24 protein-coding genes are annotated in these 22408 nt (G+C 68.2%); 13 read left to right on the top strand and 11 right to left on the bottom strand.

Annotated features, from left to right (window positions below; all coding sequences use genetic code 11):
- The first annotated feature begins 8 nt into the window (after positions 1-8).
- The 8 genes from A4E84_RS29735 (at position 9) to A4E84_RS29700 (ending at position 5351) form a co-directional block, all read left to right on the top strand.
- Entirely contained in the window at positions 9-1529 is a 1521-nt protein-coding gene (locus A4E84_RS29735) for a hypothetical protein (protein WP_062929477.1), read from the top strand.
- Positions 1530-1560: 31 nt separating this feature from the next.
- Positions 1561-1749, top strand: a complete 189-nt coding sequence (locus tag A4E84_RS29730; RefSeq protein WP_062929476.1) for a hypothetical protein — start codon at positions 1561-1563, stop codon at positions 1747-1749.
- A gap of 103 nt (positions 1750-1852) precedes the next feature.
- On the top strand, positions 1853-2755 hold the full coding sequence (locus A4E84_RS29725; RefSeq protein ID WP_062929475.1) for a hypothetical protein: 903 nt from the start codon (positions 1853-1855) through the stop codon (positions 2753-2755).
- 95 nt (positions 2756-2850) lie between these two features.
- Positions 2851-3198, top strand: a complete 348-nt coding sequence (locus tag A4E84_RS29720; protein WP_062929474.1) for a hypothetical protein — start codon at positions 2851-2853, stop codon at positions 3196-3198.
- Positions 3198-3425, top strand: a complete 228-nt coding sequence (locus A4E84_RS29715) for a DUF7620 family protein (protein WP_062929473.1) — start codon at positions 3198-3200, stop codon at positions 3423-3425. The genes A4E84_RS29720 and A4E84_RS29715 overlap by 1 nt, the downstream gene beginning before the upstream one ends.
- A gap of 10 nt (positions 3426-3435) precedes the next feature.
- On the top strand, positions 3436-3750 hold the full coding sequence (locus A4E84_RS29710; protein ID WP_062929472.1) for a hypothetical protein: 315 nt from the start codon (positions 3436-3438) through the stop codon (positions 3748-3750).
- Between the two features lie 86 nt (positions 3751-3836).
- Positions 3837-4706: a peptidoglycan-binding protein gene (locus tag A4E84_RS43765; protein WP_062929471.1), complete on the top strand. Its 870-nt coding sequence runs from the start codon at positions 3837-3839 to the stop codon at positions 4704-4706.
- A 132-nt stretch (positions 4707-4838) separates the two neighbouring features.
- Positions 4839-5351 (top strand): hypothetical protein, encoded by a 513-nt coding sequence (locus tag A4E84_RS29700; RefSeq protein ID WP_062929470.1) that lies wholly within the window; start codon positions 4839-4841, stop codon positions 5349-5351.
- Here A4E84_RS29700 and A4E84_RS29695 read toward each other — a convergent pair.
- Both A4E84_RS29695 and A4E84_RS29690 read right to left on the bottom strand, forming a co-directional pair.
- Positions 5323-5868: a GNAT family N-acetyltransferase gene (locus tag A4E84_RS29695; RefSeq protein WP_062929469.1), complete on the bottom strand. Its 546-nt coding sequence runs from the start codon at positions 5866-5868 to the stop codon at positions 5323-5325. The two genes, A4E84_RS29700 and A4E84_RS29695, sit on opposite strands and share 29 nt — an antisense overlap.
- Positions 5853-6716, bottom strand: coding sequence for a hypothetical protein (locus A4E84_RS29690; protein ID WP_335340838.1), 864 nt, complete (start codon positions 6714-6716; stop codon positions 5853-5855). Before A4E84_RS29690 ends, A4E84_RS29695 begins: the two co-directional genes overlap by 16 nt.
- A 554-nt stretch (positions 6717-7270) precedes the next feature.
- Between A4E84_RS29690 and A4E84_RS29685 the strand changes: the two genes are divergently transcribed.
- Genes A4E84_RS29685 through A4E84_RS29675 form a run of 3 tightly spaced genes read left to right on the top strand, consistent with a single transcriptional unit; the run spans position 7271 to position 8084 of the window.
- Positions 7271-7693 (top strand): ATP-binding protein, encoded by a 423-nt coding sequence (locus A4E84_RS29685; protein WP_062929468.1) that lies wholly within the window; start codon positions 7271-7273, stop codon positions 7691-7693.
- Positions 7690-7899 (top strand): hypothetical protein, encoded by a 210-nt coding sequence (locus A4E84_RS29680; RefSeq protein WP_062929467.1) that lies wholly within the window; start codon positions 7690-7692, stop codon positions 7897-7899. The genes A4E84_RS29685 and A4E84_RS29680 overlap by 4 nt, the downstream gene beginning before the upstream one ends.
- A 2-nt stretch (positions 7900-7901) precedes the next feature.
- Entirely contained in the window at positions 7902-8084 is a 183-nt protein-coding gene (locus A4E84_RS29675) for a hypothetical protein (RefSeq protein ID WP_062929466.1), read from the top strand.
- Between the two features lie 66 nt (positions 8085-8150).
- On the opposite strand, the gene A4E84_RS29670 is transcribed toward A4E84_RS29675, so the two are convergent.
- The 4 genes from A4E84_RS29670 to A4E84_RS29655 all read right to left on the bottom strand — a co-directional run bounded on the left by A4E84_RS29670 (position 8151) and on the right by A4E84_RS29655 (position 10990).
- Positions 8151-8699, bottom strand: coding sequence for a hypothetical protein (locus tag A4E84_RS29670; protein ID WP_159029631.1), 549 nt, complete (start codon positions 8697-8699; stop codon positions 8151-8153).
- A 250-nt stretch (positions 8700-8949) separates the two neighbouring features.
- Positions 8950-9228, bottom strand: coding sequence for a hypothetical protein (locus A4E84_RS29665; protein ID WP_062929464.1), 279 nt, complete (start codon positions 9226-9228; stop codon positions 8950-8952).
- 316 nt (positions 9229-9544) lie between these two features.
- The gene (locus tag A4E84_RS29660) at positions 9545-10177 is read right to left on the bottom strand and encodes a histidine phosphatase family protein (protein ID WP_062929463.1); all 633 of its coding nucleotides are present in this window, start codon (positions 10175-10177) and stop codon (positions 9545-9547) included.
- A gap of 207 nt (positions 10178-10384) precedes the next feature.
- Positions 10385-10990, bottom strand: coding sequence for a YdbC family protein (locus A4E84_RS29655; protein WP_062929462.1), 606 nt, complete (start codon positions 10988-10990; stop codon positions 10385-10387).
- Positions 10991-11145: 155 nt separating this feature from the next.
- Here A4E84_RS29655 and A4E84_RS29650 point away from each other — a divergent pair, with 155 nt between their 5' ends.
- Positions 11146-11679 carry a TerD family protein gene (locus A4E84_RS29650; protein ID WP_062931659.1) on the top strand — a complete coding sequence of 178 codons (534 nt, stop codon included), beginning with the start codon at positions 11146-11148 and terminating at the stop codon, positions 11677-11679.
- Between the two features lie 84 nt (positions 11680-11763).
- On the opposite strand, the gene A4E84_RS29645 is transcribed toward A4E84_RS29650, so the two are convergent.
- Both A4E84_RS29645 and nrdR read right to left on the bottom strand, forming a co-directional pair.
- Positions 11764-14655 (bottom strand): vitamin B12-dependent ribonucleotide reductase, encoded by a 2892-nt coding sequence (locus tag A4E84_RS29645; RefSeq protein WP_062929461.1) that lies wholly within the window; start codon positions 14653-14655, stop codon positions 11764-11766.
- A 161-nt stretch (positions 14656-14816) separates the two neighbouring features.
- Entirely contained in the window at positions 14817-15377 is a 561-nt protein-coding gene (gene nrdR / locus A4E84_RS29640; RefSeq protein ID WP_062929460.1) for a transcriptional regulator NrdR, read from the bottom strand.
- A gap of 621 nt (positions 15378-15998) precedes the next feature.
- On the opposite strand from nrdR, the gene lexA reads away from it, so the two are divergent.
- Positions 15999-16778, top strand: coding sequence for a transcriptional repressor LexA (gene lexA / locus A4E84_RS29635; RefSeq protein ID WP_062929459.1), 780 nt, complete (start codon positions 15999-16001; stop codon positions 16776-16778).
- A 167-nt stretch (positions 16779-16945) separates the two neighbouring features.
- Here lexA and A4E84_RS29630 read toward each other — a convergent pair whose 3' ends face one another.
- The 3 genes from A4E84_RS29630 to A4E84_RS29620 all read right to left on the bottom strand — a co-directional run bounded on the left by A4E84_RS29630 (position 16946) and on the right by A4E84_RS29620 (position 21874).
- Entirely contained in the window at positions 16946-18922 is a 1977-nt protein-coding gene (locus tag A4E84_RS29630; protein WP_062929458.1) for an ATP-dependent DNA helicase, read from the bottom strand.
- Between the two features lie 211 nt (positions 18923-19133).
- Entirely contained in the window at positions 19134-19853 is a 720-nt protein-coding gene (locus tag A4E84_RS29625) for a GNAT family N-acetyltransferase (protein WP_418082266.1), read from the bottom strand.
- A 143-nt stretch (positions 19854-19996) separates the two neighbouring features.
- On the bottom strand, positions 19997-21874 hold the full coding sequence (locus A4E84_RS29620) for an IucA/IucC family protein (RefSeq protein WP_237305018.1): 1878 nt from the start codon (positions 21872-21874) through the stop codon (positions 19997-19999).
- Between the last annotated feature and the right edge of the window lie 534 nt (positions 21875-22408).

Below are 22408 nucleotides of genomic sequence, written 5' to 3'. Positions count from 1 at the left end.
GCCCTTGCATGGCCCTGCCCAGCGACTTCGACACGGTCACCGTCACCGGCCGGTACATCGACCTGGCCGGTAACGCCCTCGCGGGCACGGTCACCTTCACCAGCTCGACCACGGTGGTCGACTCCTCGGTCCCGGTGACCATCGTCCCGGTGCCGCTCGTTGCGACCTTGGACCCCAACGGAGCGTTCTCGATCGCTCTGCCCGCCACCGATGACCCGGATATCTCCCCCAACGGATACACGTACAAGGTGGAGGAGCGCTTCGGGGGCAAGCTCCTGCGGACGTACAGCATCCAAGTGCCGTACGACACCGTGGGGAGCGTCGACCTCGCCACGATCGCTCCGGTCCAGCCGGTGACGGCCTCGGTCCAGCTCCTCCCACTCTCCGGCGGGACGATGACGGGGCCGCTGACTCTCAGCGGAGACCCGACGGCGGATCTGGGAGCGGCCACCAAGCAGTACGTGGATGCCGTGGACCTCACGAACGGCGGAGAGATCAACGGGCCGCTGACGGTCAACGCCACCGAGGGCTCCACCTCGCCTCCGCTCGGCGTGAGCGGTGCCCTTCATAAGGGGATCAACCTGATCTCCTCGTACGCGGGCGGGGACGACGACGGAACGGGCACTGACTCCACCGGCCGGCTCAACCTGTACTCGTACCAGCGGGCCAACGTGCGCTCGTACGGCGAGAACATCCGGCACTTCCTGATGCGGTCGGACGCCAAGACGATGCAAGCGTTCTACATCCCGGTGCAGTCCTCGAACAAGAAGGGCGGGTACGACGCCACCACGCGTGACCCGCTCTCCTCGGGCATCGGGTGGAAGCCCGTGGTCTGGCAGGGCGCGCACTACGAGGCGAACAACCACGCGTCGATCCACGGCCACTGGGAGCTGGAGATCGCGGACTCCACCGGTGCCCTCCAGGGCCGCCTGGAAATCCCATTCATCGACCAGGCCGTGGACGGCGCCAAGCCCCTGGACCAGGCGGTCATCGGCGTTGACTACACGAACATCAGGACCAATCTGGCCGACTTCTCGATCCGGGCCCAGAACATCACGTCCGGTCCGTACGCCGGTCAGACCACCTGCCTGCGAGTAGGCGGCGGCAACGACCGCAACAAGGAGATCCACCTCTCGATCTCCTCGGACATGGGCACCGCCTCTCGCCGGTGGGTGCTGCGGGCCACCTCCGAGACCGAGTCCGGCAGCAATGCGGGCACGAACTTCCAGATCGCCCGCTACGACGACTCGGGCGCTCTCCTGGACACCCCGCTGGTCATCTCCCGGTCCACCGGCAACGTCACCCTGACACCCGGCCTCGTAGTCCGGCGAGCCAGTTCCACGGTGACCAGCGTGTCCCTAAACACCACGTCCCTCGGCGGAGGCGTCGGCGTACTCGCCATCGGCAACGCCACCACGGCCCCCGCCTCGAACCCCACGGGCGGTGTCGTGCTGTACGTGTCCAACGGGCGCCTGAAGACCCGGCAGCCGGACGGCACTGACCAGTTCGTCGCACTCACCGCCACCTGATCACACCCCGAACCACACCCTGGAGATCGTCATGCAGATGACCCCTGAGCAGCTCGTCGCGGAGTTCAAGGACACCGTCCTGGACCTGCACTTCGCGCGGCGCACCATCGCCGCCTTGGAGGCCGAGAACACCTCCCTGCGAGCCCAGCTCGCCCCCGAGGAGGAGCACGGCCACAGCCACCCCCACGGCGAGGGGCACGGCCACTCCCACGACGACTGACACAAGCCCCCGGCCCCCGGGGAGTTCCTGGGTGTGGTTCGCCCTGGGGCCGGGTCTCTCAATTCGATCGCACCTGTGATACGGGGGCGGTTACCGTCCCTGTATGGACGATTCGCTCTCATTCGAGAGCTTCTTCAAGGGCGCCAAGAAGGCGGCACACCGGGCCATGGACGACCATGCTCGTCGCGAGTACGACGAGTTCGCCCTTCACGCGGGGGTCGCCATCGAGCGCCTCGCCAAGGCGATCCTGGTGAAGATGAACCCGCTGTACATCGCCAGCGGCAAGGTGGCAGTCGTGGCAGGACAGAAGCAGTTCGCGATCCACACAATCACCATGTCAGAGGCACTGAAGCGCCTGGCACACCTCGACATCGTCAAGATGACTCAGCCTCTGCAAACGCTGATCGAACAGCGAAACGGCACGGTCCACGCATCTGGCGACGATGCGGCAAAGAATCAGATCCCGACGCTCGTTACAACCATCGCGGCCATGCTCAAGCACCTCGGCACCCCGATAGACGACTTCTGGGGTCGCTGGACGAGCGCGGTCAACGTCGCCGTCGACAAGCAGCGAAACGAGATCCAACGGGACGTCGAGATCCGGATCAAGCAGGCCCGGCACCTCTTCGAGGATCGTTTCCAGCGTCTTCCTCCCGAACTCAAGGAGCACGCGGTCAGCCTTGAACCGCACGTCATCACTGCGGCGTTCGATTACCTCGTTGAGATCGACGGCAAAATGCATCCCTCGTCGATCATGACACCGGGCGGTCCGTGCCCGTCCTGTACCGCTCAGACCACACTCCTCTTCGGCATGGTCGACCGGAGCGCTGACCACACCCAATACGCTCCGGACGGGATCAGTTGCCATGTCTGTGGCCTGTCCCTGGGCGGGTTTGACGAGATGGCAGCCCTGCGGGACATCCTCGGCCCTTCGAACGAGGCCTACGAACAGCTTCGGACGGAAGCGCTCAGCGCCTTTTTCGGAAGGGACTCGGACACGGACTGAGAACCACCTATGAAGCCCCGGTCATATGGCCGGGGCTTTCGCATGTCCAGACCCGCGCCGGATCTTCCTGCGCACACCCTCGCAAGGAGGTCCCCTTGACCCACAACATGCTCTGGGTCATAGCCGCAGCCGAGGAGGCGAGCAGCGGCCCCGACATCGGGAAGATCCTCGGCCAGTTCGCCCAGTACGGCGTCGTCGGCCTGATCGTGGTGCTGCTGATCATCGGCGTGCTCGTCCCGAAGTACGTGATGAACAACCTCATCACCGACAAGGACGGCTGGCGCGCGGCATACGAAACCGAACGTGACGCCCACCAGGCGACACGTCAGCAGCTCTCAGCCGCTCAGGCCAGTGCCGAAGTCGCCAACGAGCAGGGCCAGGCCATGGTCCGGCTCCTCGAAGAGTTCGGGCACCGACCCCAGACCAGCACCCGGAGCGCCTGATGTGGCCCTTCACCCGACGTAGCCACGTCTCCACCGAGTCGGAGACCGCGAAGAGGGCCGCCGAGAAGTCCCTCCAGGAGGCTCAGGCCCGGACCCCCGAGTCCGAGGCCCAGCTCACCGAGAGCCGCCGGGTGAAGGAGCAGCTCAGAGCCCACAACAGGGCGAACGCCTACTCGGACTTCATCGAGGGCATCGTCCTCGGCCGGCTCAACGACGGCCGATCGTAAGGAGGCGCCTGTGTACTCCCTGATCCTCTACGTCCTGCTGGGCGTCGGGCTGGCCGCCTCAGTCGGGTTCCTCGCCCTGCACCGGCCCCGGCGCTTCTTCCGGATGGTCGAGATCAACGCGTCCTGGTGGGTCATCATCATCGGCCTGCTGTACGCACGCTCCCTCGTGCTCCTGGCAATCCGCGGTGCCCATCCAGGGAGCTTCTGGGACGCGGTCATTGGTATCGGCTTCCTGGCCGCCATCGACGGCCTCCTCCTGGTCCGGTTCTTCTCGTATCTCCGATACCTCCGGGAGCACCCCCAGGGCCCGCCCACGGCCTCCTGAGCCGTCCCCCTGACGCCCCTCCGGGTAACGCGTAACGGCACCGGAGGGGCTTCTTCGTGTCCGAACACACCCACTGGAGGCCCACCGTGTCCGACCTCTGGATGCCCGGTGCCGAGAGACTCTCGATCGGCAGCACCGCCCCCACCGACGGGGGCCCGGCGAAGGCGGTGGCCCACATCACGTGGGACCGCAACGCCACCAAGGCCAAGCCCCAGGGCCTCGTCCCGTACGCCAACCTGCGGACGTACTTCGGCTCGAACCCCTCCGGCCGGGCCGTAGCGCCTCACGTCCTCTGGGACCCGTTCACCGGCAAGTTCGTCCAGTTCTTCCCGGCGAACTCCCGCTCCCTGTGCCTGAAGGACGGCCCCGGCGGGACACGGACCAACCGGGCCGGCTCGGTGGTCATCCAGGTGGAGGCGCTCTTCTTCCCCTGGTGCCGCGTCAGCGGGAAGACGTACGAGTCCCTGGCGGAGACACCCTGCAAGGGGTGGGACGAGCTGAATGCCTGGGTGGCCTCCTGGGGCGTCGCCAACTCGTGGCCGATGGGCAAGCCCAATGGCTTCGCAGGGAAGCGCGACGAGCGCATCTGGCGGATGCGGAGCGGCTGGTACGCCCACGCCCACGCCCCGGAGAACGACCACACGGACCCGGGAACCTGGCCGGATTTCACCGTCATCACGAAGAAACCTGCATTGGAGCCCTACCCCGGCGCCCACTTCTTCATGAAGGGCTCCCGGCCCGCCCTGGGCAAGTCCTCGCCCATCTTCACGGCCATGGGCAAGCGCCTGGTCGCCGTGGGCTGCGGGCAGTACAAGGTGGGCCCCGGCCCCGTGCTCGGGCAGGCGGACGTCGACAGCTACGAAAAGTTCCAGCGCAAGCTGGGATTCACCGGATCGGATGCCAAGTGGCCTCCCGGGCCGACTTCCTGGGCGAAGCTCAAGGTCCCCAACGTCTGACTCGCATACCGTGCCCCATGGTGTCTCTCTGGCATGAAACACCAGCGCCCCCGGTCTCCCTCGCGGAGTCCGGGGGCGCTTTCGTCGTTTCCCGGGCAGAATGCCCCCGTGGATGCAGGAGTTGCGGCCGTCGTGGGTGCGGCCATCGGTGGTGGCCTGGCGGGACTGACCGCCGTCGGGACGGGTCTGTTCGGCCTTCGGCAAGCGCGCCTCCAACTGAAGCACCAGGAGTCGGAGGCAGCGCGCCAGCGACGCTTCGAGAGTCTCACTGAGAGGCGTGGCCCGCGCTCACAGGCGTACGCGGAGTTCGTCGCCGCTGGACAGGATCTGATCGACGCGCTGTACGGGCAGGAGCGGGAGTTCCACGAGCAGTTCGAAGGTCTCTGGGAGAACATCCGCAAGCGCCGTTCGACCGTCGCCATCGCGGGACCGGACCCCGTGGTGAAGGCGGCAGGCGAGTTCGCCGACGAGGTCCGGTCTTTCAGGAACGACCTCATGCACCGACTACGCAGGGGCCACCCTTTCAACGAGAAGCACCGCTTCGAACGTCGATTGGACGCCTTCACCAAGGCGGCACGTACAGCGCTGGAGGACGAAGGCCACCCACCCGGAGGACCTAGCGCAACGGCAGCTCCGCAAGCATGACGGCGTAGAGCGGGGAGTCCGGGAAGGGCTGACGCTCGCCGACCTTCCGGAAGCCCCAGGACTCGTACTTGGCCTGGACGCGAGGGTGTTCGGTGTCGACGAGCAGAACCACGAGATCCTCGTCCCGCTCGTCCAGCAGCGCCCGGCTAACCAGCTCGGACACGCCCATCTTCCGGTACTTCGTCCGGACGGCCAGCTCCGAGTAGGAGAAGGTGCGGTCCTTCCCCAGGTCGGGGGCGGGCTTCAGGTACTCGCGCCACCACTCGCGGTAGGGGGTTGACGGGGCTCCATAAGCGAAGGCCACCGCCTCGTCACCGTCGTACGCGATCACGCAGTCGAAGTCCGGGTTTTTGCCCCAGTGGTCTACGAACCAGGGAAAGCGCTGGTTGAACTCGTCATCCATGGCATCCACGTAGGCGTCCCGATGGATGTCGATCAGGGCCTGACGAATCTGCGGGAGGTCCTTATGGGTGAAGCGGCGGACCACCAGCTCGGCGGCGTTCAAGCTCGGCTCCATTCGGCTCGGAAGCGGTCTCCCCACTCTCGGGCGACCGCCGCGTCCGGCGCAAGGGTGATCAAGTCCCGGTAGTAGTCGCCGAGGAGGGACCGCATCCTTCCGGGGATCGGGTAGCCCTTCATCAGCTCGAACACCGTGGAGGCCGTGACGCACGCCTGGTCAATGTCCCGCTGGTGGAGCTGGGCCATGGCGAGCCGTGTGGTGGCCAGAGCCCGGTTCCTGCGGAACTGCTGAGGGATCGCCCCGAGGGCCTTGTGGGAGGCCGCCTCGGCATCGGCTGGGTCCCCGATGCGGTCTCGGACGATGGCGGTCATGGCGGACAGCTCAGCCGGCCCGTAGAAGGCCATCCAGCTCGGGCGGGGGTTGTCCGGCTCGGCCTTGCCAAGGGCCTCCTGGGCGTACCCCAGGGAGCGAATGGCGGCCTGTCGGTCACCGAGGTTCGAGTGGCCGATGGCCGCACGGGCGTGGGCCAGGGAGGCGAAGAGGGGGTCTCGCTTGGTGATCGAGGTGGACTGGGCGGCCTGGGCCGAGTCGACGGCCTCCACGTGCTCCCCGCGCTGGTGGGCCAGCATGGCGTAGGAGTTCCAGACCCTCAGCTCCGCCATGGGGTCCTGGCCCATCCCGGCCAAGTACAGGGCCTTGCCCAGCAGGGCGTACGCACGGTCCGACTGACGGGCGTCCAAGGCGCTCCAGGCCGCCGTGGCGGTGGAGTCGGCGGCCACCGAGAAGAGGCGGAGGCGGACCCGCTGGGTGGCCCCGAGCTTCTGCTTCTCCAAGGCCTCGGCGGCTCCGGCCAACGCCGCCCGCTCCAAGCCCTCGTGGCCTCCCCTGGTGTCGTCCAGTGCCATCAGGGCGTCCAGGCCGGACCGGAGCCGGAGCACGTCAGACGTGCCGACCCGGGTAGGTCGGGAGCCCGGGACCACGACGGCGGTAGCCGTTCCGGTGGTTGCGGTGAGGAAGTTCCTACGCCTCACGGGAGACTCCGGTTCGCTGGCGGGAGGCCTTGCCGCTGGCGGGCGGAAGCCCAGCTCTTCGGCCGTACATCCGAATACTGCCTCTAACGCCTCGCGCTGACGCGGGTGCGGCCACCGAGTTTTTCCGGTCAGCCAGTTCCGGACGGTCCTGTCACTCACAGTCCCGTCGTAGCCGGAGGCCCGCAGTCGGTCGTTGACGGCCTCGGCCAACTCGGCCTGCTTGAAGCCCGCTTCCTGCATGGCGCTGATGAGGCTCGCGTTCCCCTCCACGTACCCACGGTAGCCACTGATGCCCCATCAGTGACGGCAAGAGCCGGGAAATTTCCGGTTGGCCGTGATGCACGCCCGGCCGACTTTTCCTCCTCGGCGCGGACGAGCGGTCGTTGACTGAACCAAGGCAGTCGTACACCGACACCCCTGAGGTTCAGATGATCGTGTCAGCGAAGCCGCACCACACGGGACACCCCGGATACTCCGAGACACTCCCGGGTCTGGAGGAGAGCGCCGAGACCGCCCGCAAGCTCGTACGGACGGCCTTGGCCGTCTGGCACCTGGAGGAGCTGACGGACACCGCGTTACTGCTCGTCTCGGAGTTGGTGGCCAACGCGGTCAAGCACACGAACAGCCGCGTGATCCGGGTCGTCGTCACCCGGCCGAGCGAACGGTTCGTACGGATCGGCGTCGTCGACAGGGCCCGCGTGCTGCCGAAGCTGGCCAAGCCCGACGACGACCTCCTCACCAGCGGCCGGGGCCTCCTCCTGGTCGACGCCCTGGCCGAGCGCTGGGGCACCGACCTCTACCGATGGGGCAAGCAGGTCTGGGCCGAGGTGTTCTGTGAGTCGGCCCGGTGAGCGAGGAGAAGCCCACGGCGTGGGTCGGTGACCAGGTGTACGACTCCGACGCGGGCAGGGAGGGCGTCATCAGCGACGTGAGGAATGGGACGTACGTCCTGCGTGCGGTGGACTCGTGGGCCCGCACCTGGACGGCCCCGAGCGCCGAGAAGCTGAACGTCACCGTCCCGCGCCTGGAGCGGGTCAAGAAGGAGCGAGAGGTGTAGCCGTGCAGAGCAGCGCCTTCCCCTGGCTGAGCGACCTCACGGACGAGCAGGCGTACGAGTTCCTGGACGACGTGATCACGGCGGCTCAGGAGGCCGGGACCCACACGGCCTTCCTCCACTCACTGGACGTCCTCGTGGGCCAGCACGCTCCCACCCCCGCACTCCCTCACGGGGTCATGCCGTAGAGGCTCCCCCGTCCCCCGTGAGGGCGCAGAAGAGCCCCGGCCGTCCCGTGCGGTCGGGGCTCTTCGTCAGAGGACGATGATCGTCCCGTCCTTCGCCATCTTCGCGTTCCACGGGAGATTCGATCCGTCGAGGTCGTTGACCGATCCCGTCCAGGCGGGGGCGAGAGACCATTCGGTTCCACCCCCTTGAAGGTATTGCTGGGCGTACATCGTGGACGGGTTGGCGACCGTGATCAGGCACCTGTCCGGGAATACCGAACTGAACCCGACGTGCACATAGGCAGTCGGGTTTTCGGCCTGTGCGGCGGTAGCCATCGAGGCCACGTTGGCCTTGTTCGTGTTGCCGTCATTCCAACTTTCCGCACACGCCTGGAGAGGCTCTTCCGCCGACTCCACGACGTCGGCCTTGCCATCCTCGGAGACGGAAGCCGAGGCGTCCTCCCCGCCTGACTGAGCTGCGATGGCACCTCCCACAGCGCCAGCAGCGGCAACGCACAGGGCGATGGCTGCGAGCTTCTTCCGGCCCGACATCACCCGCCAGAAACCTGGCCTCTTCGGCACCTCCGGAGGCCGCTCAGGGAGCGGAGGGATGCCCGGTGGATTCGGGAATGACATGAGACAGACCCTAGGAGGAGAGAGCCGAGAGCCCACATCAACGTCACGAACCTGAGGGATATACGCGCATACTCAGATGGCGTGCAGCGCATCCCGATACCCTGATTCGCAAACCCTCATTCTGTTCGGGACGTCAGCGCGCCAGACTCTCAACACTCCCTCGCGAGGCCTTCCACTGAGGCACCCCCCGCCCCCTGTGAGGCCAGAGAAGAGCCCCGGCGTCCTCAGGCGGTCGGGGCTCTTCGTGTGATCAGTCCTCGTCCAGCCACTCGATCTCGTCGTCCGCGAAGTCTTCGAGGTCCGGGACCTCACCCTTCTCGTAGGTGATCGGTTCCGGGTCCCAGTGCCGGTACTCCCAGCGCGCGAGAGTAGTGATCTGTTCGATGCTGTCTGTCGGCATCTCGGCCCGAGCCGCCTCCATGGCAGCGATCACAACCTCCCCGTACGTGTTCTCCAGACGGCTATACCGGGTCACCTTCTCGTTGACCTCGATCTCCAGCTTGATCGTCAGAATTTTCTTGACGCCCATGCGCCCCTCCCTCGTCAGTGGAGGACTAGTCTGCTCAGCCACACGGGCGGACCGGCGACGATCTCGGAAGTCGGGGCAGAAAACTCTCAAGTGGATACGTTGAGTGAACCCGTGGTGGGCCACCTTCGGGACGTCCAGGTCCGCCGGCTCAGAGTCGCCCCCGTGAAGATGTCCGGCGCTGGAGCCTCGCCCTTTGGGTAGGTGACCGGATCCGGGTCCCAGCGGAGTGCTCACCTTGACGCAGGCCGCCACAGCCGATGCTGGATCGTTTTGCGCAGGTCAGGCACCCAGCAGTACCGAGAATCTAAAGGGAGTCTTACTTCCAGCGGTCGAACGGCCGGTCCAGGGTGTACTTGCCGTCGTCCCCCAGAACGAGCATCCGCACCTCGCCGTTCCCGGGGTTCGACAGTGACTCGAACTCCGACACCGTCCAGTGGAACCACCGCATGCAGAACAGCCTCATGGCCAGGCCATGGGTGACGATGAGGACGTTCGGCGGGTGGTCGGGGTCCTCGAAGCTGCGGAACAGGCTCTCCAGGAAGCCGCCGACCCGGTCGTAGACATCGGCGCCGGACTCGCCCTGTGCGAAGCGGTAGAAGAAGTGGCCGTACGCGTCCCGGTAGGCCTTCTGAAGGCGGACCTCGTCCCGGTCCTGCCAGTTGCCCCAGTCCTGCTCGCGCAGCCGGGGTTCCTCGCGCACCCGTATGAGTCCGGGGTCGAGGTGGAACGCACGCAGGGTCTCGTGCGTACGACGGTACGGGGAGACGTACACGCTGACGTGCTCGTCGCCGAAGAGCTCGCGCAGCTGCTCGCCCGTAGCCTCCGCCTGCCGCCGCCCGCGCTCGGTCAGCGCCAGGGCGTGGTCGGGCTCACGCTCGTAGACGGAGTCATCAACATTGCCCGTCGACTCGCCGTGCCGGACAAGGACGATGCGCCGTGGTCGTGCCATGCCAAGACCCTAGATCGGGTGAGGGCCGGCGGAGCACTCCTACCGCACCCATACAGCGTAGGTCACACGATTCCTGCACCACAGGTCACATCGGTCGCACGCCTGCCCGAGTCGGAACGGTTCCGTCCGGGCCCCGCGGCGTCACACAGCGCCGCACCCCTCCGAGCAACCGCCGCACCGTCCGGGGCACCTGTGCTCCGCGCGAGCTCAGACCGTCCAGCCCGACTCCATGTCCACGACGTCCCCGGTGAGCGCCGCAACGTCCGCCTCCGTCTGGGCCCTCAGGGCGAGCCGCTCCACGCGTTCCGTGCGGTACTTGCCGTGCTCGGCGGCCGAGCGCCACATCGACAGCACCAGGAACTCGTTCCCCGGTGCCTCACCGAACAGCCCGCGCACCATGCCGGGCGAGCCCGCCATCGCCGGGTTCCAGACCTTCTCCTGCATCAGCACGAAGTGTTCGGCCCGCTCCTCGTGGATGCGGCAGAGCGCCACCCGGAGCAGGTCGGCGTCGGTGAAGCGCGGTTCGAAACCGGTCTTCACGTCGAAGCGATAGTCGAAGAGCCTCACCTGGGCGTCCTTGAACGTACCCGCCTGGGCCGACGCGAGCCGGTCGTGCGACCGTGCCATGAAGGAGTCGTAGAAGGCGCGGCTCTCCCAGAACGCGAAAATGTGCGCCACGTCCGGCCGTCCCCGGCTCCAGCCACCCCCCTGCCCGCGAAATCCCGGCTCCCCCAGAAGCCCCGCCCACTTCCGCTGCCCCCGCTCGAAACCGCGGCGGTCCACCACGGTGCAGCGAATCCACTTGACCAGCACCGCGCCATGGTAAGGCCCCCGAGCGTGGCGTCGGTCACTCTCGGGTGGACCACTCCCCCACGCGCTCACCCATGCGCGTGGCAGGATGGACAAACGGTCATGAGGGCCCGGCAGTTGGGTCCGACGGACGGGTCGGCACGGGGAAGGGGACTGTGGTGGACGGGCTCAACAAGGGGCTTCGCAAGGTCGAGATCGCGGTGCGGTGGGATCCCAGTCCGGCGGGGCAGCCGTCCACCGACCTGGACCTGGTCGCGGCTGCCTACCTGGCGGACGATCCGCACGGCGACCCCGCATACGTGGTGCACTTCGACAGCCGCTCGCCCGACGGCACGATCACTCTCAACCGGGACAGCAAGGACGGCCAGGGCTTCGGCTACGACGAAGTGATGACGCTGGAACTCGACCGGCTCGACGTCCGGTACGCGCGCGTGGTGGTCGGTGTCGTCATCCAGCAGCGCCCGGCGGAGCGCACCTTCGTCAGTGTGAGCAACCCCGGATTGCGTATCCGCGAGGGGTACACCGTCCTCGCGGAGGACGACTTCGGGAGTGTCCTCGCGGCGACGGCGGCGACGGTCGCGGAGTTCACCCGGGAGGGCTCCGGCCCGTGGGACTTCCGGTCCGGCCTGCGTGGTTTCGAAGGCGATCCCGTGGACTTCACCAGCACGATGGGCGCGGCACAGCGCCCCTGAGCCCGCCAGCGACGAGGCAGGCAGAACGACAGGGGCACCGCCCGCAGGCGGTGCCCCTGTCGTCATCGGCTCATGCGTTCGGCGTCAGCTGCAGCCGCTGGTCGAGCCGCAGCCCTCGCAGATGTAGCAGGAACCGGCGCGCTGCATCTTCGTGCCGCAGGAGAAGCACAGCGGGGCGTCGGCCTGGATGCCCAGTTGCATCTCCACCAGTTCGGCACTGGTGTGGGCCTGCTGCGGGACGGGCTTGGCCGCCTCCTCGGACTTCGGAGCGGTGACGGCCTTCAGCTCCTGAGCGCGCGGCGCCGACTGCGCCAGACCCTCGACGTCGACCTCGTCCTCGGACGGCTCGTACGAACCGGTCTCCAGGTGACGCTGACGCTCCTCGGCCGAGTGGATGCCGAGCGCGGAGCGCGTCTCGAAGGGCAGGAAGTCCAGCGCCAGGCGGCGGAAGATGTAGTCGACGATCGACTGCGCCATCCGCACGTCCGGGTCGTCCGTCATACCGGCCGGCTCGAAGCGCATGTTGGTGAACTTCGAGACGTACGTCTCCAGCGGCACGCCGTACTGGAGGCCGACGGAGACGGCGATGGAGAAGGCGTCCATCATGCCCGCGAGGGTCGAGCCCTGCTTGGACATCTTGAGGAAGACCTCACCGAGACCGTCGTCCGGGTAGGAGTTGGCCGTCATGTAGCCCTCGGCGCCGCCGACGGTGAAGGACGTGGTGATGCCGGGACGTCCCTTCGGCAGGCGCTTGCGGACCGGGCGGTACTCGACGACCTTCTCGACCGCGGTACGGATCGTGTCCTCGGTCTTCTCGGTGATCTCCGCCTTCTCCTTCTCCTTGGTCTTGGCGGAGAGGGGCTGGCCGACCTTGCAGTTGTCGCGGTAGATCGCGAGCGCCTTGACGCCGAGCTTCCAGGCCTCGAAGTAGATCTCCTCGACCTCCTCGACGGTCGCCGTCTCCGGCATGTTGACCGTCTTGGAGATGGCGCCGGAGATCCACGGCTGGATCGCGGCCATCATGCGGACGTGGCCCATCGGGGAGATGGCCCGCTCGCCCATGGCGCAGTCGAAGACCTCGTAGTGCTCGGGCTTGAGGCCCGGGGCGTCGATCACGTTGCCGTTCTCGGCGATGTGGGCGACGATCGCCTCGATCTGCTCTTCCAGGTAGCCCATGCGGCGCAGGGCCTGCGGGACGGTGCCGTTGACGATCTGCATCGAGCCGCCGCCGACCAGCTTCTTGAACTTGACCAGCGCGAGGTCGGGCTCGACACCGGTGGTGTCGCAGGACATCGCCAGGCCGATGGTGCCGGTCGGGGCGAGCACGGACGCCTGGGAGTTACGGAAACCGTTCTTCTCGCCGATGCGCAGCACGTCTCCCCAGGCCTCGCTGGCGGCGGCCCACACCGGGGTGTCCAGGTCGTCCATGCGGACGGCCTTGTCGTTGGCGTCCGAGTGCTGCTTCATGACGCGCTTGTGGGCGTCGGCGTTGCGGGCGTAGCCGTCGTACGGGCCGACGACCGAGGCGAGTTCGGCGGAGCGCCGGTACGCCGTGCCCGTCATCAGGGAGGTGATGGCGCCGGCGAGGGCGCGGCCGCCGTCGGAGTCGTAGGCGTGGCCCGTGGCCATCAGCAGGGCGCCGAGGTTGGCGTAGCCGATACCGAGCTGGCGGAACGCGCGCGTGTTCTCGCCGATCTTCTGCGTCGGGAAGTCCGCGAAGCAGATCGAGATGTCCATCGCGGTGATGACCAGCTCGACGACCTTCTGGAAGCGCTCGGCCTCGAAGGACTGGTTGCCCTTGCCGTCGTCCTTCAGGAACTTCATCAGGTTCAGCGAGGCCAGGTTGCAGGACGTGTTGTCCAGGTGCATGTACTCGCTGCACGGGTTCGACGCGGTGATCCGGCCGGACTCGGGGCAGGTGTGCCAGGTGTTGATGGTGTCGTCGTACTGGATGCCGGGGTCGGCGCAGGCCCAGGCGGCCTCGGCGATCTTGCGGAAGAGCCCCTTGGCGTCGACCTCTTCGATGACCTCGCCGGTCATCCGGCCGCGCAGCCCGAACTGGCTGCCCTGCTCGACCGCCGTCATGAACTCGTCGTTCACACGGACCGAGTTGTTGGCGTTCTGGTACTGGACGGACGTGATGTCGTCGCCGCCCAGGTCCATGTCGTAGCCGGCGTCGCGCAGGACGCGGATCTTCTCTTCTTCCTTGACCTTGGTCTCGATGAAGTCCTCGATGTCCGGGTGGTCCACATCGAGGACGACCATCTTGGCGGCGCGGCGGGTGGCGCCACCGGACTTGATCGTTCCTGCGGAGGCGTCGGCGCCGCGCATGAAGGAGACCGGGCCGGAGGCGTTGCCGCCGGAGGACAGCAGCTCCTTGGAGGAGCGGATCCGGGAGAGGTTCAGGCCGGCACCGGAGCCGCCCTTGAAGATCATGCCCTCTTCCTTGTACCAGTCGAGGATCGACTCCATGGAGTCGTCGACGGACAGGATGAAGCAGGCGGAGACCTGCTGGGGCTGCGGCGTGCCCACGTTGAACCACACGGGGCTGTTGAAGCTGAAGATCTGGTGCAGGAGGGCGTAGGCCAGCTCGTGCTCGAAGATCTCGGCGTCGGCGGGCGAGGCGAAGTACTTGTAGTCCTCACCGGCCTTCCGGTACGTCTTCACGATGCGGTCGATCAGCTGCTTGAGGCTGGTCTCGCGCTGCGGGGTGCCCACGGCACCGCGGAAGTACTTGCTGGTGACGATGTTGACCGCGTTCACCGACCAGAAGTCGGGGAACTCGACGCCGCGCTGCTCGAAGTTGACCGAGCCGTCGCGCCAGTTGGTCATGACGACGTCACGACGCTCCCAGGCCACCTCGTCGTAGGGGTGGACCCCAGGGGTGGTGTGGATGCGCTCGACACGCAGGCCCTTGCTCGCCTTGGGGCTCTTGGCGCGGGAACTCCGTGCCGGACCGCTCGCCGTCTCTGTCATGCCGCCTCCCTGTACGGGCGAAAACGCCCTGAAGTGCCCCGTTGTTCCCGTGGCACGGTGTTCTGTCTGGTGTTGCGGGCACCCACTCACATCGCCCGCAACAGGTCTTCTCGCCGCCGTCCGGCCGGGCCCGGAGCTGCCTTCCGGGTCCGGTCCGCCGGTCAGTCGGCGGCGCCGGCGGGCTGGGGGACCTGTTCCGCCCCTCCGGACCCGCGGTCGTCTTCTTGGCTCCCCGCGGCCGTGTCCTCGCGGTCTCCGTCGTCCGCGCCGGGGTGTCCCGTCTGCACCCTGAGCTCCTCGATGGCCGCCTCGAAGTCGTCCAGCGAGTTGAAGGCCCGGTAGACGGAGGCGAAGCGCAGGTATGCGACGAGATCGAGCTCCTGCAACGGGCCGAGTATGGCCAGCCCCACGTCGTGGGTGGTCAGCTCGGCGCTTCCGGTCGCTCGCACCGCCTCCTCGACCCGTTGGCCGAGCTGGGCCAGCGCGTCCTCGGTGACGGGACGCCCCTGGCACGCTTTGCGCACACCATTGATGATCTTCGTACGACTGAAGGGCTCGGTGACTCCGGACCGCTTCACCACCATGAGCGAGCACGTCTCCACGGTCGTGAAACGACGGGAGCAGTCAGGGCACTGGCGGCGCCTGCGGATCGACGTGCCGTCGTCGGTCGTACGACTGTCGACGACACGGCTGTCGGGGTGCCTGCAGAAGGGGCAGTGCATGGATTCCCAACCCTCCTCACAGCAGACTCAATAGCCTCGCGGGCCTCTTGCGCCCCACGAAGCAGCCCCAAGCATAGGCGATGACCATGGGCCTCAAGACCCGGGGGACCACAACTTCTGGGCTGCCGCCGCAATCCAACCACTAGATGTGGGGATTGGCTCATACATCCAGGCCGTTCCCGCGTGTCGCGCACGTAGGCGCAGGTGGCGTGCGGCGGGTCGAGCCGCACCGACCCCGCGCACCTCCGGAGGCACCGCCGCCGACGGCTCCATCCGGGACACGGCCGCATCCGTTCCGGCACAGCCGTATCGCCGCGGCACATGCGGAGATACCGTGGGCGCCGCGGGGAGGGGACGTGGGACTCCCGCACAGATGAGGGCTGCTCCCGGGCCAGGGGAATGCCGGATGGCAGACTGGGGCACCAGTCCACGAAGTGATCACCCCGGCGGTGAAGAGTACAGCAATGAGCCCTTTTGCCCGCCAGGTGGCACGGCTGCCAATACACCCGGACACATGATCGCGTCCGTTGATTCGCGATTTTTCACTCGAACGTGTGTTTGGCGCAACCTTTCGAAAGCAACTACCGTTGTCCAGCAGGGAGACCATCGAGAGGGGCCGACGTGACCACCACCGCAGACAGTGCCGCCATCGCTGCCCAGGACCACTCCCAGGGCCGACTGGAGCCGGTGCATGCGATGAACGAAGCCACGAACCCTGAGGGGCACAAGCGCTCCCTGCCGGGCCGACCTCCGGGCATCCGGGCAGACAGCTCCGGACTCACCGATCGCCAGCGCCGCGTGATCGAGGTCATCAGGGACTCGGTGCAGCGACGGGGCTACCCGCCGTCGATGCGGGAGATCGGTCAGGCCGTCGGCCTCTCCAGCACCTCCTCCGTCGCACACCAGCTGATGGCCCTGGAGCGCAAGGGCTTCCTGCGCCGCGACCCGCACCGCCCGCGCGCCTACGAGGTGCGCGGTTCCGACCAGGCCGCCTCGGTGCAGCCCACGGACACGGCGGGCAAGCCGGCCGCGTCATACGTGCCGCTGGTCGGCCGGATCGCCGCCGGTGGCCCGATCCTCGCCGAGGAATCCGTCGAGGACGTCTTCCCTCTCCCCCGCCAGCTCGTCGGCGACGGTGAGCTGTTCGTCCTCAAGGTCGTGGGTGACTCGATGATCGAGGCTGCGATCTGCGACGGCGACTGGGTCACGGTGCGCCGTCAGCCGGTCGCCGAGAACGGCGACATCGTGGCCGCGATGCTCGACGGCGAAGCCACCGTCAAGCGCTTCAAGCGCGAGGACGGCCATGTCTGGCTCCTGCCGCACAACGCGGCCTACGAGCCGATCCCCGGCGACGACGCGACCATCCTCGGCAAGGTGGTGGCCGTACTGCGGCGCGTCTGACACCGCGCACCGAGTCGGGCGGGCCGCTCGGGCCCGCCCTCAGACCGGGCCCCGGAACCCCTGCGCCGGTTCCGGGGCCCTGCGCTGTCCCGGGCCGTTGGTCGGACCGCGGTTCAGCTCCGGAGACGAGTGAGCTGTGGGGGTGGGCCGCGGCCCACCCCCACAGCTCACTCGTCTTCCGACTGCAGGGCAGCCGCGTCGATGGCCGCCAGCGACTTCCGTACCTGGTTACGGTCCGTGGTGAACCAGAAGTCGGGCAGTGACGCCTTCAGGTACCCCCCGTACCGGGCCGTCGCCAGACGCTGGTCGAGGACGGCGACCACTCCGCGGTCCCCAGACGCCCGAACGAGACGGCCGGCGCCCTGGGCCATGAGGAGTGCCGCATGGGTGGCGGCGACCGCCATGAAGCCGTTGCCGCCCGCCTCCTCGACGGCCTTCTGGCGGGCGCTCATCAGGGGGTCGTCAGGGCGCGGGAACGGAATCTTGTCCATGACGACCAACTGGCAGCTGGGCCCCGGGACATCCACACCCTGCCAGAGCGACAGCGTGCCGAAGAGGCAGGTCTTCGGATCGGCCGCGAAGTTCTTGATCAGCTCACCGAGTGTCTCTTCGCCCTGCAGAAGGATCGGATACTCGGGGATCCGGGAACGCAGCTCCTCGGCGGCCAGCTGGGCGCCCCGCATCGAGGAGAACAGGCCGAGGGTACGGCCGCCCGCCGCCTGGATCAGCTCCGTGAGCTCGTCGAGCATGTCCGCACGATCGCCGTCCCGCGCGGGACGGGCCAGGTGCTTGGCGACGTACAGGATGCCCTGCTTGCGGTAGTCGAAGGGCGAGCCGACGTCGATGCCCTTCCACTGCGGGACGTCGTCACCTTCGGTGCCTTCGGGGGCGAGGCCCAGGGAGGCACCAACGCCGTTGAAGTCGCCGCCCAGTTTCAGCGTCGCCGACGTCAGGACCACGGAGCGGTCCGCGAAGAGCTTCTCCCGCAGCAGTCCGGAGACGGACATGGGGGCGACACGCAGGGAGGCACCGAAACGGTCGTGGCGCTCGTACCAGACCACGTCCCACTCGGAGCCGTTCGTGATGCGCTCCGCCACGTCGTGCACGTTCTCCACGGAGGCGAGGGCCTGCTTGCGGACAGCGTCCTCGTCCTGGACGGATTTGTCGCGGGTCGCGCCGATCCCGGAGATGACCGTGCGGCACGCATCCCGCAGCGCCATGAGGGCATACCCAAGGTCCTCGGGAATCTCCTCCAGGCGGCCCGGCAGCGCCAGCTCCATCAGACGCTCGAAACCCTCGGCGGCGGTCTGGAGCTGGTCGGCGGCCTTCTCGTTGACGAGTTTCGCGGCACGGCGCACCGCGCGGTTGACCTGGCCGGGGGTGAGCTCGCCGGTGGCGACTCCGGTGACCCGGGAAACCAGTTCGTGCGCCTCGTCGACGATCAGCACCTCGTGCTGTGGGAGGACCGGGGCGCCTTCGATGGCGTCGATCGCGAGCAGCGCGTGGTTGGTGACGACGACCTCGGCGAGCTTCGCCCGTTCGCGGGCCATCTCGGCGAAGCACTCGGCGCCGTACGCGCACTTCGAGGCACCCAGGCACTCCCTCGACGACACCGACACCTGCGCCCAGGCCCGGTCCGAGATGCCGGGCGTGAGGTCGTCACGGTCGCCGGTCTCGGTCTCGTCGGCCCAGTCGCGCACCCGCAGCAGGTCCTGGCCCAGTTTGCTGGTGGGCGCGGCGGCCTCGAACTGGTCGAAGAGGCCCTCCTCCTCGTCCTGCGGGACCCCTTCGTGCAGCCGGTGCAGGCAGAGGTAGTTCGACCGGCCCTTGAGCATCGCGAACTCCGGACGGCGGCGCAGCAGGGGGTGCAGCGACTCGACCGTTCTCGGCAGGTCGCGCTCCACCAGCTGGCGCTGCAGGGCCAGGGTGGCGGTCGCGACGACCACCCGCTCCCCCTGCGCCAGCGCGGGTACCAGGTACCCCAGCGACTTGCCGGTACCGGTGCCGGCCTGGACCAGCAGGTGGGAGCCGTCGTCGATCGCTTCCTCGACGGCTTCGGCCATGGCCACCTGACCTGGGCGCTCCGTGCCGCCGACGGCAGTGACGGCAGCATGCAGGAGTTCGGGGAGTGAGGGCTTCGTCATAGCCCGACCACCCTACGACCCTGCACTGACAAACGGGTGATCAAGGCGAGGGTGGGGGCGGGGGCGGGGGCGGGGGACGGGATCAAGACCGTGGGCTCCTCGGGGGCATGGCGGGTGGGTGGGTGAGTGGCCGACTGCGAGGGCGAGGTCGTGGCGAAGCCGCTCCAAAGATTCGCGCGGCAGACGGGAACTGCGGCGGGACGGGCCGCGTTCAATGAGTGATGGCGCGGTTACACAGTGCTATTGGAAGGAGCCGGAGGGACCGGTCTCGGACCATGAGGGCGGCCCGCTTGGCGGGCAGGTCGACCTCGGCGGAGAGCCGGAAGCCGGCGGTCAGAAAAGCGGCGATGGAGGGGGTGTTGCGAATGTCAGGTTCCGCGATGACGCGTGCGCAGGAGGGCCGCCGCGCGAGAACGAGATCGGCCACGGTTCGCAGCAGCAGACCGCCGAGACCACGCCCCCGGTTCGCGACCGCACCGATCAGAAGGTGGATCCCGGTGTCATGAGGCCTGGCCGGGTAATGGCGGGCCAGCGGGTCGAGATCCGCCCGGTAGATCTCCCAGTAGCTCATCGGTGTTCCGTCCAGTAGACCGACGCACGGCACGCTGCGCCCGTCGCCGGCGAGCTGGGTCCGCAAGTGGTGCTCGACCACGTCCTGCGGTCCGGACAGCCCCCAGAACGCCGCGGCTATGGGGTCGTTCATCCAACGGCTGATGAGCGGAAGGTCGTGATCGATGCGCGCGGGGACGAGGTGGAACTCGCCTGCAGGCGTGTGGGCCGGACCCCATTCGGCGACACGGTCGAGGAGGTCGTCGAGGAGATTCTCGTGCCTGCCCGCTCGTGGCGGAGGCGTGCCGGGCACTGCGCCGGGAGCCGATGCGTCCCCGATGCCGGCACCGGGGACGGCACGGGACCGGGCACCGGAGACCACGTCAGTCGTGACAGGGGCGGTGATACCGGTCGCGGCGATCGGGTCGGAGGGAGGCACCAAACGCTCCTCTCGGTAGGTGGTGGGGCGTGTCCTCAGGGAGGAGATGAAGGAGGTTCAGTCGTGGTCAGCGTCGATCAGGGTGGTCAGGAGTGCAGGGGGTTGGCGATGCTCACGTAGACGGACTGGCTGTCGACCGGGCCGACCAGTTCGTCGAGGCCGTGCAGCCGGGTCAGAAGGTTGGCCTTGCAGCGCAGGACGGGCGAGTCGAGCAGCCGGGCGGGCAGCGAGCTGCGCAACCGGGCCGGACCGGAGGCCGCGTTTGAAAGGAAACGGCGGAAGGCGGCGAGCAGCAGCCGCTCGTCGGCCAGCCCTTGGGAGCCGAACCCGCCGATGAGGCCGAACACGTTGTTGACCACCAGGTAGTACACGAGGCGCTCGTCGGTGACCTCGTCACCTACGAATGTGTCGCTCCGCTCTCCGATCCCGGGCAACCGGGTGTCGAGCTCCACGCGCCGCGACTCGCGGAAGTAGTAGCCCTGGTTGTCGCGGTAGCGGCCTCCCGTGGGCCAGCCGTCTGGGTCCAGCAGAAGCAGGGTGTTCTGCTGGTGTGCCTCCAGGGCGATACCGGCCTCGCCGTCCAGCCAGAGGACGGGGCGCACCACATGGGCGAGGTAGCGCAGGAACCACTCGACGGCGACGGCTCCACGGGGGCGGCCGGTGCGCCGGGCAAGACGCGTGACGACCTCGGCGAGCCGGGATCGCAAGGCCGGGTCGTGCTCGGCCGAGTGTCCTGGCGGGTCCTCAGGCAGGGTCGGCGAGCACGGGCGTGGCGAGACGAGGCCGGCGACACAGGAGACATCGTCCGAGAGGCTGAACGGGTTGTGGCGGATCACCACGTCCAGGCCGGGCACCGGGGCTCCGTCGGGTGTGTCGACGGCGAGCCAGGCGGGGTCCCGAACGATGTCGAAGTCCGGGTGCGCGGCCCGCCACTGCTGTGCGAGGCCGCTGCGGAGCAGGCGGTGGACCTCGACGCCGCGATGAAGTTCCTTGCGGAGGTTCTCGCGACGGGAGTTGGTGATGCGCAGGCCCAGGGAGAGCTTGAGCATCGCGGGGGCATGGGTGCGGTAGACGGTTCGCACGGAGGAGGTGGGATGCCAGCGAGGGCCGCTGGTGCCGAGGTCTCGGAGCAGTCCGGCGTCGAGCAGGGCAGCTGTCTCCGGCCGGTGGCGGATCTCGTGTGCCTGCCAGGGGTGCAGGGGCAGCAGGACGTACTCGTCCGGCAGCGCCGGGGCGGGACCGGCGAGGCGGGCGGTGAGCCGGGGGGCGGCGACAGGGCGGCCGCGTTCGGTCCAGGAGGAGTCGGTGGCGAGGACGGAAGGAGCGACAGCCATCCAGTGCAACGGGAACGAGCCGCGCGACTCGGGTGAGTACAGGAGGGCTTGCGCCTCGGAGAGACCTTCGCGGCTCTTCGGGGTCGGGTGCAGGGGGTGTCCGAGGAGGAGTGCCTGCTCCGCTGACAGGAAGGGGTCGGGACCGTCGGCCGGTCGTTCCCGCCGGGCGGCGACGAAGCCGGCGACGCGTCGGAGGGAGTCGGCAACGCCCGAGACGAGCTCGGTGCCGTCGCCGAGGCCGGCGGTGATGGGGCTGGGGGTGGCCATGGGGAAGGAGTCGTGTGCGCGGTCGTCGCCAGGGCCGTCTGCAGACATCTCCCTGGTGAGCAGGGCGGCGAGCGTGAGGGCGTCGACCGGTGGGGCGCTGTCGGGAGCGTCGGCCAGACGAGGTGGGCCGAAGCGGTGCCAGCTCGTCGGAGACCAGTAGCGGACCGGGGCGGACAAGGCCGTGCCGCTGACGGGAAGGGGGATGCGCAGCAGGCCGTCGGCCGGGGCGTACTGGTTGGTCTCGCGCGCCCAGCAGCGGAGCAGGTTCTCCACGGTGGCGGCCTGGGCGACGGTGTGCGGGTCGGAATGCGTCAGAGGGTCAGGGCCATGGCCCTGGCTCAGCCCCTGGGCAAATTTCGCCATCGGCCGCTGATGAGGGACCCGCGGGTTCGGTGACATCCCAGACGGCCGGGCGCCGACGGAGCCTTGTCCAGGCGTCGGGGTGTGCGAGTCGGGGGGGGGGGGGGGGGTGGCGTTCACGGCGGGTACCTCTTGGGGTGGTCCGGATCATGCTGGCGTTGGCTGCGTTGGCTGCGTTGGCTGCGTTGGCTGCGTTGGCTGCGTTGGCTGCGGAGGAGCCTCACTCGGGGCCTGGCTGCGCGGCGCCAGGGAGCGGCGCGCGGGCTGTGATGGGGGGTTCTGGGCGTGCGGGCTTGTTGGTCATACGGGCTGTGGTCGTGCGGGCTTGTTGTCCGTGCCGACTGCGGGCGTGCGAGCTCATGGCGCGCCAGGCGGCTGACAGACGGGCTGCTGACATCCAGGCGGCTGACAGACAGGCGGCTGGCGAACAGACAGCCGGCAGGCAGACACAGGGCGGGCGGGCAGGCAGACACGGCAGGCAGGCAGGCGGCTGAGGGAAGACGCCTCGCGCGGGCACCGCGCGACTCCGGTGCCGTA

The sequence above is a fragment of the Streptomyces qaidamensis genome (assembly GCF_001611795.1).
GTDB lineage: Bacteria > Actinomycetota > Actinomycetes > Streptomycetales > Streptomycetaceae > Streptomyces > Streptomyces qaidamensis.
This window is presented reverse-complemented; position numbering and strand designations above follow the sequence as displayed.

Bases quoted from the DNA above. Each gene is read 5' to 3' on its own strand.
- A4E84_RS29725 (WP_062929475.1), top strand. From the start codon at position 1,853: ATGGACGATTCGCTCTCATTCGAGAGCTTCTTCAAGGGCGCCAAGAAG.
- A4E84_RS29670 (WP_159029631.1), bottom strand. From the start codon at position 8,699: ATGTCATTCCCGAATCCACCGGGCATCCCTCCGCTCCCTGAGCGGCCT.
- A4E84_RS29660 (WP_062929463.1), bottom strand. From the start codon at position 10,177: ATGGCACGACCACGGCGCATCGTCCTTGTCCGGCACGGCGAGTCGACG.
- A4E84_RS29695 (WP_062929469.1), bottom strand. From the start codon at position 5,868: ATGGAGCCGAGCTTGAACGCCGCCGAGCTGGTGGTCCGCCGCTTCACC.
- A4E84_RS29620 (WP_237305018.1), bottom strand. From the start codon at position 21,874: ATGGCGAAATTTGCCCAGGGGCTGAGCCAGGGCCATGGCCCTGACCCT.
- A4E84_RS29715 (WP_062929473.1), top strand. From the start codon at position 3,198: ATGTGGCCCTTCACCCGACGTAGCCACGTCTCCACCGAGTCGGAGACC.
- A4E84_RS29630 (WP_062929458.1), bottom strand. From the start codon at position 18,922: ATGACGAAGCCCTCACTCCCCGAACTCCTGCATGCTGCCGTCACTGCC.
- A4E84_RS29690 (WP_335340838.1), bottom strand. From the start codon at position 6,716: ATGGCACTGGACGACACCAGGGGAGGCCACGAGGGCTTGGAGCGGGCG.
- A4E84_RS29735 (WP_062929477.1), top strand. From the start codon at position 9: ATGGCCCTGCCCAGCGACTTCGACACGGTCACCGTCACCGGCCGGTAC.
- A4E84_RS29685 (WP_062929468.1), top strand. From the start codon at position 7,271: ATGATCGTGTCAGCGAAGCCGCACCACACGGGACACCCCGGATACTCC.
- A4E84_RS29730 (WP_062929476.1), top strand. From the start codon at position 1,561: ATGCAGATGACCCCTGAGCAGCTCGTCGCGGAGTTCAAGGACACCGTC.
- A4E84_RS29645 (WP_062929461.1), bottom strand. From the start codon at position 14,655: ATGACAGAGACGGCGAGCGGTCCGGCACGGAGTTCCCGCGCCAAGAGC.
- nrdR (WP_062929460.1), bottom strand. From the start codon at position 15,377: ATGCACTGCCCCTTCTGCAGGCACCCCGACAGCCGTGTCGTCGACAGT.
- A4E84_RS29665 (WP_062929464.1), bottom strand. From the start codon at position 9,228: ATGGGCGTCAAGAAAATTCTGACGATCAAGCTGGAGATCGAGGTCAAC.